This window comes from Nostoc sp. (assembly GCF_036916975.1).
Taxonomy (GTDB): domain Bacteria; phylum Cyanobacteriota; class Cyanobacteriia; order Cyanobacteriales; family Nostocaceae; genus Nostoc.
In genome coordinates this window covers 22315-33908 of sequence record NZ_JBALFF010000067.1, presented here as the reverse complement: position 1 = coordinate 33908, position 11594 = coordinate 22315, and the positions used below count along the sequence as shown (strand labels likewise).

The 11594-nt window shown below is 46.1% G+C and carries 8 protein-coding genes and 3 pseudogenes; 6 read left to right on the top strand and 5 right to left on the bottom strand.

Annotated elements, in window-relative coordinates; genetic code table 11:
• Positions 1–227 (top strand): hypothetical protein (locus V7K73_RS16435; protein WP_334881670.1); only part of this gene is annotated, 227 nt, incomplete at its 5' end.
• Between the two features lie 20 nt (positions 228–247).
• Positions 248–352, top strand: a pseudogene (locus tag V7K73_RS16430) (DUF938 domain-containing protein); the annotation flags it as partial.
• Here the strand turns inward: V7K73_RS16430 and V7K73_RS16425 are convergent.
• Together V7K73_RS16425 and V7K73_RS16420 are read right to left on the bottom strand one after the other, a co-directional pair.
• Positions 349–480 (bottom strand): annotated as a pseudogene (locus tag V7K73_RS16425) (IS630 family transposase); the annotation flags it as partial. The pseudogenes V7K73_RS16430 and V7K73_RS16425 sit on opposite strands and share 4 nt — an antisense overlap.
• Before the next feature lie 66 nt (positions 481–546).
• Positions 547–1085, bottom strand: a pseudogene (locus V7K73_RS16420) (Tn3 family transposase); the annotation flags it as partial.
• A 515-nt stretch (positions 1086–1600) separates the two neighbouring features.
• Between V7K73_RS16420 and V7K73_RS16415 the strand changes: the two are divergent.
• From V7K73_RS16415 to V7K73_RS16400, 4 genes are all read left to right on the top strand, one after another.
• Positions 1601–2551: a tail fiber domain-containing protein gene (locus tag V7K73_RS16415; RefSeq protein WP_334881669.1), complete on the top strand. Its 951-nt coding sequence runs from the start codon at positions 1601–1603 to the stop codon at positions 2549–2551.
• 193 nt (positions 2552–2744) lie between these two features.
• Entirely contained in the window at positions 2745–4544 is a 1800-nt protein-coding gene (locus V7K73_RS16410) for a LamG domain-containing protein (RefSeq protein WP_334881668.1), read from the top strand.
• Positions 4511–4837, top strand: coding sequence for a hypothetical protein (locus V7K73_RS16405; protein ID WP_334881667.1), 327 nt, complete (start codon positions 4511–4513; stop codon positions 4835–4837). The genes V7K73_RS16410 and V7K73_RS16405 overlap by 34 nt, the downstream gene beginning before the upstream one ends.
• A 218-nt stretch (positions 4838–5055) precedes the next feature.
• Entirely contained in the window at positions 5056–5424 is a 369-nt protein-coding gene (locus V7K73_RS16400) for an MFS transporter (RefSeq protein WP_334881666.1), read from the top strand.
• A gap of 56 nt (positions 5425–5480) precedes the next feature.
• Here the strand turns inward: V7K73_RS16400 and V7K73_RS16395 are convergent, their stop codons facing one another.
• From V7K73_RS16395 to V7K73_RS16385, 3 genes are read right to left on the bottom strand one after another with little or no spacing between them, the layout of a single operon-like run.
• Complete coding sequence (locus V7K73_RS16395) at positions 5481–7832, bottom strand: S8 family peptidase (protein WP_334881665.1); 2352 nt, start codon at positions 7830–7832, stop codon at positions 5481–5483.
• Between the two features lie 52 nt (positions 7833–7884).
• Positions 7885–9288 (bottom strand): SagB family peptide dehydrogenase, encoded by a 1404-nt coding sequence (locus tag V7K73_RS16390; protein ID WP_334881664.1) that lies wholly within the window; start codon positions 9286–9288, stop codon positions 7885–7887.
• Position 9289: 1 nt separating this feature from the next.
• Entirely contained in the window at positions 9290–11593 is a 2304-nt protein-coding gene (locus V7K73_RS16385; protein ID WP_334881663.1) for a TOMM precursor leader peptide-binding protein, read from the bottom strand.
• Position 11594: the final 1 nt, after the last annotated feature.

Below are 11594 nucleotides of genomic sequence, written 5' to 3'. Positions count from 1 at the left end.
TTTATTATCCCAGATTTTTGCCAAGCTTACCTCTCTTGGTCGTATTCACAATGCTTCTACAGCCGTTTAACCCTCGTAATTTGGCTACAGTATTGAATTTAAATAAGCAATACTTTAGCAGGCGATCGCTACACATAATGAAAAAAACAAGTTATATATTATTGACTAAGTTATTTAAAGCAGATTTAGCTACTGATTCCGCCCGTGAAGATGTAATTTTTTGGTAGCGTAAGGTAGAAGGATACAGATGACAGCACAAGACGCACGACAATATGCACCAGCAAGCGAGCGTAACCGCGAACCAATTCTAGAAGTACTTTTACAAGTGTTGCCGGAGAGTGGCACTATCCTTACTTCACGCGCATCTGGACGCATATCTATAAAATCTTGTAGTTCAGCGATCGCATTAAGTGGAGTTCCCTCTGTTGAATGTTGCCGCGATACTTCCTCCGCAAGTGTAGCAGCTTGTAAATGCTGACTTAGGCATCACCGTGCCAAAACGGGAAAATTGTACGCTAAGGCTGAAACTTATATCAGATAAGCATTTCAGCGATACTTATTTTCCTTAACCCGCAAAGGACGCAACTGGTCAAAACTGGTCGCCTGCAACAAAAATTCCACACATAATCGCCAGTGAGATTGATATGCTCCCAACCCAACGGTGACAAATGTTGCAAATATTCTTCAGGAATATCCATCCCCTGTTTCTGCAAATAATCAACGGCTTTTTCTAAGTACACTGTATTCCATAGAACAATAGCAGCAATCACCAAATTTAACCCACTGACCCAATAGAACTGGTCTTCATAAGAGCGATCGCGCAATTCCCCCAGCCGATTAAAAAACACCGCCCTTTTCAGGGTATGTTTCGCCTCACCCTTGTTTAGACCAGCCGTCGCCCGTCGCCGTAGTTCTGGACTCTGCAACCAGGAGAGGGTAAATAAAGTCCGCTCAATCCTCCCCAGCTCCCGCAAAGCTAAAGCTAAACGATTCTGCCGAGGATAAGAAGCTAATTTCCTCAACATCAAAGAAGCAGTCACCGTCCCAGTCCGAATTGAACTAGCAAGGCGGAGAATCTCATCCCAAGACTGAATGGCACTAAGAAAAGCTCTGGCGAAATATGTTGCCAATTTAAAACAACATAGAGATGAATGGGCAATCAACAATCCAGGAAATTCTAGCAACAATTCCGGAAATTCTAGCAACAATCCAGGAACCTCTAGTTAGCTGATTGACTGAAAAAAACCTGATGAACAAAATCAAGAAAATCTGGCATAAAAAATTATGCGATCGCCTCTGTTGAGTCTGCTGACAATAAAGTGCGGTTAAAAGCAGGCGGGAGCTATGTTTGAGAGACTGCTCCCGCTCAGAAGACCATTAGTGGATATAACTTGGGAAATCACGATGTCATAGGGATGCCAAGCTCTTACTATTTCAAATGTGAAACATTGAACAATGTTTGGGCATTAAACCAACTTGCTGCGAAACCAACATCCACGGCAAGTTAATAAGTGTTAGGCAAATCATCACATAGAGATCGCAGTTCAGATTCCCAATCAACTTTAGAAGTTTCTGGTAAAACCAAAACGAGGTAATAGATATGGTACATACTGAAATCACTGGTATTTCTGGAAACAATAATGCACTTTACATTCACGATAATCAATCGAACTACCCAGTGGCATGGATTGGCAACAATGGCTCTGGTGCCAGTCTTTATGTCGAGCAACAAGGTAGTGGAGAAACTGCCATTTTTCAAGGCAATGGAGTGATGATCCAAGGCACTCGTGGCGATCAGAATGCCCTGACCATTAGAGATCAACAAACTAATTATCCAACGGCATGGATAGCTAACAATGGCTCTGGTAACACTCTCCATGTCCAGCAAGAGGGTACTGGGCTAACAGCTAATTTTTTCGGTAAGCAGGGAGTCAATATCTCAGGAGCCCGTGGAAATCAAAATGCACTTAAAATTACTGATAATCAAACTAGCTATCCAACTTTATGGATAGCGAACAATGGCTCTGGTGCTACTCTTAATGCCAAGCAAGAAGGCAGCGGACCGATCGCAAAATTCCAAGGTCAAACAGATAAAGCAAGTTTTGTTATTACTGGAAAGATCAATCCTGAATCCATTGGTATAAAAATCATTCAAGCAGAGAAACCTGTATGGATACCCAGTCGGAATTTTGCTGATCTCAGTTTGGCAGAGAATATTACGCCGATTGGGAAGGCTTTAGATAAAGTGTCGTCTTTGCAGGGAGTCTCTTTTTCTTGGAAAGACAAAACCTTGGGAACAGACAAACAAATCGGTATCTCTGCTCAGGAGGTGCAAAAGGTTTTTCCAGAACTGCTGCACTCCGGTGATGGTCAATCCCTACTGGTGAAGTATGAGAAATTCGTGCCTGTTCTGATTGAAGCTATCAAAGAGCAACAAGTTCAGATCAAAGTATTGCAACAGGAAGTTGCAGCGCTCAAGACACAAGTCAGCAGTCAGGCAAATCAGGAAAATGGGGGAAAAGAGTCTGAGAAATTTGTGCCGGATTTTTAGTTGTCTTAACTGAGTCACAAGCAACCGTTTAACCAGAACTCGATAGTCATTTTGACTGTATGGGCGACTATCGCATCTTGAGTAAGCGCCAGCTTGAAAAGCGTTGACTTTTACCCTTGAAAAGCCTTAGCGGAAAAAGCATCGGCCAACGCTACTCGTTTAAAATTTTTTATCCCTCAGAGGAATTCAAGCCATGTCTCCCACAGCAAAACAACCACCTTCAAAGCAATCGAGCAGTCAACCCGTACTGGTATTCGATGGCAAAGACGACTATATCAATTGCGGTAAGGGCGGTGTTTCCAAAGCTTTGAATCTAACTGAAACGATGACCCTGGAATGCTGGGTAAATCTGGCTGTGTATAAGGATGGGTTTATCTTTGCCAAACAAAATAATGAAAAGTCGGATAAACCAGCGATCTTCTATGGTCTATTTATTGACGATGAGAAGAAGACCCCGATGTTTGTCTACTCCACAGAAAAGAAGAATAACCAGGCAGTATGGGAGGTATGGAATAAAAATTTGGCTGCGATCGCCCTGGATCGCTGGTATCATCTTGCTGTTGTCGTCAGTAACCAGCAAGTTGAACTATTCGTCAACGGCAAGTCTCAAGGAGCGAGCAAATTGGAGGGGAAAATCGTGAAGAACGTCGATGCTGAATTACTAATTGGCAAACGCTATCCAAACGATTCCCTTCTCGCGGGTCAGCTTGCCGATCTGCGCGTTTGGAAGAAAGCACGCACCGGAGCCGAAATCCAGGCTAACTTTTCTCAACGGTTGGCGTATAACGAACCGGAACTGGTTGCTTACTGGCCTTTAAACAAAGGCTCTGGTACGATAGCTTACGATACAACGCGATCGGACAGCTACGGTATTATTTATGGTGGTGCAACTTGGGGCAGATCAGAATTGCCAATTGCACCTCTAAGCCGGAAAGAGCAATTTCCCTATGCTGACAAAATCGGCGATATTTCTAGGTTTGACCCCGACAAAGTGCTTCCAGCTGAGGTGCAGCCAACAGATCGCTGGCTGGCTAACTTCCACCTTTTATTTAAGGGTTTAGCTGCGGTCAGTTTTCCTCTATTGGAAAAAAAGGAAAGCCCTCTACCCTTCATGCCCGCAAACCTGACCCGTCTGCGCCCCGATAAGTTCAGTGATGAATTTTTTGTTGAGCGCCGCCTAAATGGCTTTAACCCCGGTCAACTGAAGCGCGTGGAGAACCAGCCTTGGCAATATGTGATTGCCTATGACTTTACCAAGGTTGAAGTTGAAACCCTTGGCATATTCCCAAAGACAATTGAAGCTCGCTTCTGTTTGGATGGACAGCAACTTCATCCCCATTCTATTGAGTATACCCTCCACGGCGAGACACAAACACAAACCCATCGACCCGTTGATCAAGATTGGGGAGAGGCAAAGAAACTTTTTCGCTGTACCGATTTTGTGTATCATGAGAGCCGATCGCACTTAGGACGAACTCACTTCAATATTGACCAGTATGCCATATCATACTACCGCAATGTCGTCAACAATCCAATTAAGCAATTATTGGAGCCTCACTTTGAAAACACGATCAATATTAATCAGCGGGGTGCAACTGAGATCCTGGGATACACAGACCAAAGCGGTAAAGATACTGATGGCTTGATTCCCGGCAACTCGCCGCTCAATCTTAACAACATCACTTTACTCGTAAAAGAAGAACTCAGCAACCTGACTTACCGCAACTGGAGTCCCCGCCAACAAACCCTGCCGAATTACGTGGTGAACAACCACTTCGACCGAGCGGCGATCGCCATCTGGGGCATTATCAATGAGTATGTCAGTTCCTTTTTTGCCACCTATCAAGCAGGCATCAAAGAACACTGGGCAGAAATTGAAGGGATGTCGGCGGATCTGAGCAGCCACTCGATTCTTAAACCAGAATTGGGCACGCTGGACATCAAAACAATGAAAGACCTGTGCAAGACCTATGCGTCTTTGTCATCTATATAAGTAGCTTCTTCCACTCTTGGGTGAATAACAAGCAGTATGAAGATGGGGATGACATCAAGTATGCAACACTGGGACTGTGGCAGAAAAATGACCAAAATGAGGGACAGATTGCTCAAATGAACGCCAGACAACTGACTACTTTATGGAATCTCACGTCTGTTCGCTATAACCCAATCATGGATGTTGGATTTAACTATCCAGCTAATGAGCTTAAAGAGGCACTCTGGAAACACCGCGATCTGATTCAACCAGGAATTCCAGTCGAATCGATCCTGATGAGCATCAGCATCTAGGAATCAGTCAACAATCAACACGTAATTTCGGGGGTAAATGAGCAATCGTACAGAAAGTGACGCTAAGGCTGTAACCCTTACTGGATAAGCATTATGTCAATCGATATTTTTGGCAATTCTCGATGTACCAATTAACCTATAGATTATTTCGTGCAACAATTTAATATGGCTCATTTTGGGTTTGAAGCTTCTAAATTTCTGAGACTTCAACTGGTACAGTGTTATCCGTGGCGATGCCTACGGCGGCAAGCTACGCAGTATTGAAAGTGGCTTGGCGCTTTTTTGAGGGTGCTGGTGCTGGTGCGGGGATGACACTGATGCTGGCAATGGTTCGCTATCTGTTTGAAGGTGCTACTGCTCGCGCCCAACTCTCGTACATTAACCTGGTGATGACTATCGCACCAATGATCGCACCAACTATTGGCGTCTTTGTATTGGCGATCGCTAACTGGCGAGCTATCTATGGGGTATTAGCTGTAGGAGGACTGGTACTCATACTGGCTATCGCACTTGGACTTGACGAGTCAATTACTCGTCGAGATGGAAATTGCTACATATACTCAATTGACAAAAGAGGGTTAATTTGAGCCAAGTCGGATGATTGCAAGCCCATTGCAAATAATAAGTGGAAAATATGGTTGAGCTAACGTGGCACTGACCACGATCGCACTTCGCCCAGCGTGACTGGTATAAGATTGGCAACGTCGATCGTGAATCGATATACCCTCTTGGCACGGTGGCTGTTCTCTGAGTCGAAAAACCTCAACTTCACATCCCAGCAATTGCTGTTAAGGCGACAGAAGGGACTTTTTTCAACTTCGATGTTCTCTAGTTCCATATCGCTAAGAATTGCCTCGGCAAAGGTTGAGGCGGCTTGAAAAGCGTTGGTGGCGGCAAAATTGAGGGCGCGATCGCGGTCTAGCTGTCCTAAGTTACGGAGGTCATAGTAGATGCGATGGAGGAAACTTTTGAGGGAACGCTGCATCCTCGCGTTATCAGGAACGCTTGTTTCAGTGCTGACGGTTGCAACGGCTACTTCCACAAGCGAGTTGACTTGCCAACCGTACATCCCTCGAACGTTTGGCAGTGCAAGGACAGGAACAACTTGACCAGAAAACAGTTCAACTGTGCGATCGGTAAGATTGCCGGGAATGCTGACTCGCTCTATATAATCATCGCTAGATTCAAGCTGAATCTGCCCAGCCAACATCATCGCAAAGACGGCATAGATTTCACTGGCAAAAGCCTTTTGGGGTTCTAGCGCGTAAATGGGAGTGAGTTCCTGATTCAACGTCCAAATGAGAGATTTACCTTCAGTGGGGCTTAACTCCAGGTAATTAACCATCTGGCGGGCATCGTAGGGGTTAGAAGGAACTAATACCCCATCCATGCTAACTACAGGCATCCGTTGTTTGAAGGTGTCGCGGCGGGCTTCGGTGCCGAAATCATAGCCTAATGTGCCGAGGGCATAGACTTGGTTAGACACGGCACTGGGAGTAATGGTAGAGGGGGAAAGGGAAGCAGGGGGAAAAGAGGGAATGTCTGCAAGTGCGGCTGAGGCGGCGATCGCTTGAATGGGTGCAGGAGTATAAACCTCGCTTTTGGGTTGAGAAAATTCTATCACCGTAGGTTCGGAACTATCTGGCAAAGAGTTGCTGCTGTCTGGCAGAACGATTTGTGGATGGACAGCAGCGATCGCTTGAATGCGGGGTAAGGTTTCCCCAGTTAGTAACTGATAAGCCCCTGGAATATTTAATTTACCGACTAAACAGCGTTCTGGTTCTTCAACTTCTTTAGCGTCGCACTTAATAGCACTATTGAGCAAAGCTGTCCGCACGGCTTCAGCGTTGGGTTGTTCGCCGCGTTGTAATTGCAAGCTCATCAAGAGAGCAGAGATACCTGTCATTAAAGGAGCAGCTAAACTGGTGCCTTCTTGACGAGTGGGTTCATCAGTGCCGGGTTGCGCCGCCACGATGTTTTCGCCGGGTGCGAGGATGCCCTGTTTCTGGTACTGTCCACCCCAATTACTGTAGTTTGCAGGTTGTCCATTGTCTTTCATCATGCCCACTGCTAAAACGTTGGGGAGAATAGCAGGGACACAAAAGCATTCACCTTTGTTATTGCCACTGGGGGCGACAATCAGAATATTATTATCTTGGCACTGTTTCACCGCTTTCTGGATCATTTCGTGGGCAAATCCAGTTTGGGTGGGATGACAAGCAGCGCAGTGGATAATGTTTGCGCCCAGTTTTAATGCTAGGTTAAATGCGTGAGCTATGTTGAGCGGAGAGAGTGCTGCATCGGCAGTTGCGGTTTCAAATAGGGGAATATTAATGGCGGTGCAGTAGGGAGCCACTCCCTCAACGGGGGAACCGGGTTGCCCAAACATCGTGCCAAAAATGCCGGTAGCATGGAACACACCAGTTAGACGCTCTCGCACTGGTTCGGGAATTGTCTCTTCTAGCGCTTTAATCTCTGCCTCTAATGCTTCAATTGCGGCGCTATAGTTAATATTTGAGGGGATTTCTAATTTCAGTCTTTTTTGCTGCTTGGAGGCACTTAACTGACGAAATTGTTCCAGTAGTGGTGTATCTGTGCTTTCTAACAATGCATTGAAGACAGTAGTAGCTTTGCCCTGCCATTGCCCATTATTCAACCCTGTAACCTCAGTCATAGGTTGAGCGATCAACTCAACGTTGTCATCAGATGATATTGCCGGATCTGTATTTTGGTTTGACTGCTCTTTCTTGGCTTTCTTAAGGGCTTTCTTCTGATCCTGCAACGCCTTAATTTTGAGTTCCTGTTGGATGTGGATTGGATCGATCGCCTCTAAGCCACTTTGCCAGTAGGTTATAGCTTTGCTCAAATTAGCACCGCGAAAGCAAGCGCGATCCAGATCCACAGGGCCATCAAGAACGACAATTTTGATCCGAGAATCGCCAAGGGTAAGAGCTTGCAAGGCAGCAAAACCAGGAATAGTATTAAGGTCAGGCATAAAAATCATCTATTAAATGAAATATTATAAAGTAACTCAATCGGTGAAACTTCTAGGAGGGATTATCGTTTGTTTGCTTCAGCGAACCGAGACTAAACTCTCCAACAGAAGCTTCTTCATACTCGTTAAGGTTGGCGATTTTGCTGAACTGTTCTGAATTCCCTGCACCGATCGCACTGGGAGCTAACTTCATGGCAGTCGCAACCAGATAGAAAGTTTGATACAGCACCCCGATATGTTTCAAAATCAAACCGTAACCAATGGCATAATACTTCCAGAACAATCGCCCAAATCGGGCTGTGACAATGAAAAGCACTTGGGGAATATCCTGTTGTCCAGTTGCTTTCCAAGCATCGTAAATTAAAACTTCAACCTCGTGCAAGTCCGCAATTAGGTGCAATGTGTGAGACAACGGTTGATAGTGGTATAATCCCGAATTTAATCCCTGACACTGATTGATGACTGGATAAATCTCCAGTTCATATAACCCACCTCCGCAGGGATAGGGACGTTTGGTGAATTCTCCCATGTTCAGAGGATTGTTTTCTTGGCTGTAAACCTCTTTCACCCTGGCACAACGATAGAGAAACTCTCCCAACTGGTTAAGGGTTATTGGCTGGCGATCGTATTCTCGAATCGATTGCCTTGCCTCGATCGCTTGCGTCAATGAACAATCTGTTTTAGCTAAAGTTACCAGATCCGGTTTCTCTAACGCAATCACTTGATTGCTCATGGGTGGTTTCACAACTGGCGATCGCTCATGATCCTCAAAGCGAGGCACTTTCGATTTCCGCAGATCATCTAATCGCTCTGAACGAGTTTGGCGATGAAACAGAAGATTATGAAATTCCCATTGAGCTAACGCTTTGCTTTCTGGTTCTAGTGGTATCATCTGGGTTGCAATCAGCAACTGCACGAACGATTCCGCTATCTCTTCATCAATCAGCGTTTCCACCAAATTTTTTAATGTAAATGACGATTGAGCCAGTTTCGCAATTAAGGCGGTAGCCCGCCAATCTAGCAGAATAATTTTTGCTTTTGAGATGGGAGATTCCAAAACAAACTGTTGGTTCTCCTGATGCAGGAAGGCAAAGCGAGACAGAGTTAGAGGCTGCTGTTGCCAATCAAAAACAGCAGAAATTAATTGATAATTTTCAGCGATCGGGATGGCGGTTGCTAACGGTAAAACAGAATGACTTATCCAGCCGAGGGAAATCAGCTTTTGCAACTCAGCCTCAAAGCTTAAGCCGTCTTCGATCCCATCAGTTTCTACAACTAGGGCAGTTAACTGAGTGGTCGTCAAAGCAGAATGCAACAGCTGTTCTAATGCCGATCGCAAACCGGGCTTGGGATGCTCCAGGGTGAGACATTCGGACGGGGATTGTAGCGTTAGCCGATCGCCTTCTAAGGTAAGATAGATGTCGGGACGGAAAGACAGGGTGAAGTAATCAGACATTTTAAAACACCATTGGCATCGGGTTGATCTGGTCTTCAGTTAATGGAGCAGAGCGCCACCCCAGCTTTGTGGGTATATCGTACAATCGTCCCGCCCCAAATCGTGACCAGAAGTGACGTAAACCGGGTACAATGACTTTGACGACGGGTAAACCAATATCGGGGCGGGTTTGATTTAGCACCAGCATCTCCAACCCACCACGTCTAGCGACTTCTACACAAGTTAATACATCTTGCTGAATATCATCGCTCCACTGCTGCGGGTAATCGGCATATTGTTTGGGCAGTGTTTGTGTACAGGGAGCGAGATAAGGCTGATTAGCTAAGGTTGCGTGGGTAAACCAGTAGTTTAGGGCTGAGTCTGGGTCGGTAGAATAATCTAGCTGGTCTACAGCAAAACCGATTTGATTTACCTCAGTGACGGCTCGTGAAATCGCAATTTTTGGGTCGAAATGCGCTCCGTACCCGGCAATAATTCGTTCTTCACCTCCACCTATATTACGAGAGAGGGCGGCAAAGGCGGGAATGTTTAAGTCGGTGGTTAAATCGAGTACCCAAAGTTCTCGTTGCTGCCTACGATACCAATCTTGCAACTCTAATAGATACGAATCGTTGAAGCTGGCTAGGTCTACAGTTGGACGCAGCAAACGATTATACCACCAGATGGCGACGCTATCGCGCTCCACAAGTTCTAAAAATCCTTGCAAAATAGCATCTTCTAGCGTTCCTCCGGCAGCGCTGCCGTTGGAATCGGCACAACAGAAGCGATCGCCTTTGGGCAGTCGATAATTGTAGTAACAAAAGGCGGTGGGGAGGTATTTGTGGGTTTGCTCGGTCATTGACCAAACCGGAGTCCAGTCAAAAGCTTGAGTTTCATCAAAGAGTTGGGGAATCCAATCGTGATCCACGATCGCCAAATGATTCAACTCCTGCCGATTTTTATATTGAGTATCGCTAAACAACAAACATTGTCCCGGATGAATAGCACCACCCAAATCAGCCAACTTAGATTTAATTCGAGGTTCATCCCCTTGGTAGATGCCAGAATAGCGTTCTATCGCTTCACAAAAACCGCTCGCTTGAGATTGGCGATCGGTTTTGCCTTTACCACCACTTTTGTGCCTGAGCGATTTTCGCAAACTGTTGAGGTTTGAGGAGGAACCGAAGGCATGGTTGGCGCTGTAGGTATGGATGAGGGGGTTATTCGGGTCGGAGACGCGCACGAGGGCATTGACAACTCCGGTAATCGGGCTGATAAGGTGTTCGTAGCGTTGCAAGATTTGCTCTGGCGTAAAGGCGCGATGTCCGCCATCTTGGGTAAATAGCTTTTTGCGGGTGGTGAGAGCGATCGCACTGTTAACCTGTTGACTAACTAAATTGGGATTGCCACAAGCAGGACATTGAGGGCGCTGAGTCAGCGTGTGCGTTTTTAGGGTAAAGTTCGTCTGATCGAGCGTAATCAGTTTCCCGGCTAACGTCGAAATTTTCGATTCTGGCACAACCTGCTTGACTAGCCATTTAGCAACTTCGGTAGTCGTGAGTGCGATCGCCGCTTGCACTGTCGAAGGCAACACAGCAAAAGCAGTCGGTAAACACCCCATCCCCTGCTCCTTCTGTTGTTGCAAAACGGATGCTTCCACTTCCCGGTTGCCGTTGAGTCGATGTGCGAGACATTCCCAACAGCCTGTTTTTCCTGGAGTAAAGATAGAACCGAACCATAGTATCCCGCCGATTGGTTTAACAAGTAGCCAGGGTTGCTGAGTTTGCAGGGCTGTTTTGTTGATGTGGCTTAGTTTAGGCTGTTGATAGTCATCAGTGAGAACTACCCGCAAGGAATTCACCCCGGATGTTAGCTCGTCTGGCTGCCCTTGCTGCACGGGAATCTGAATTGCGTGCAACGCTTCAATTAAAGGTTGTGCGTCTACTGCACCAACGGCTGTTACAAAAACTTGGGTGTGCGGAAGGCGATTCTCTTCGAGACGGCAAAGCCGATCGCTGACTACTTGCGGCTCTACACCTAGCAGACTCCAAAAAGCGGCAGCTTGGGGAGTGAGGCTGTGAGCGGCATCGGTCAGGTAGCCTTTTTCATGCAGCCGATCAAGAACGTAGTGGATGTGGTCTGGTGCGACTTGCCCATCTAGCTTTTGGATAATCTCTTCTAGTGTGTGCTGACCATTCAGAAGCGGAAGAATCTGGCAATACAGGACACCCGTCAGTGCATAGGTGGCATATTCGCTAAGTAAATAGACGTTTTTGGGTTCAACGATCTCAACACGAAAATGAGGTTTTATCTGAGGAATCTTCATA

Excerpts from the sequence above, each read along its gene's own strand:
- V7K73_RS16390 (WP_334881664.1), bottom strand. The coding sequence starts at position 9,288 with ATGTCTGATTACTTCACCCTGTCTTTCCGTCCCGACATCTATCTTACC.
- V7K73_RS16410 (WP_334881668.1), top strand. The coding sequence starts at position 2,745 with ATGTCTCCCACAGCAAAACAACCACCTTCAAAGCAATCGAGCAGTCAA.
- V7K73_RS16395 (WP_334881665.1), bottom strand. The coding sequence starts at position 7,832 with ATGCCTGACCTTAATACTATTCCTGGTTTTGCTGCCTTGCAAGCTCTT.
- V7K73_RS16385 (WP_334881663.1), bottom strand. The coding sequence starts at position 11,593 with ATGAAGATTCCTCAGATAAAACCTCATTTTCGTGTTGAGATCGTTGAA.
- V7K73_RS16415 (WP_334881669.1), top strand. The coding sequence starts at position 1,601 with ATGGTACATACTGAAATCACTGGTATTTCTGGAAACAATAATGCACTT.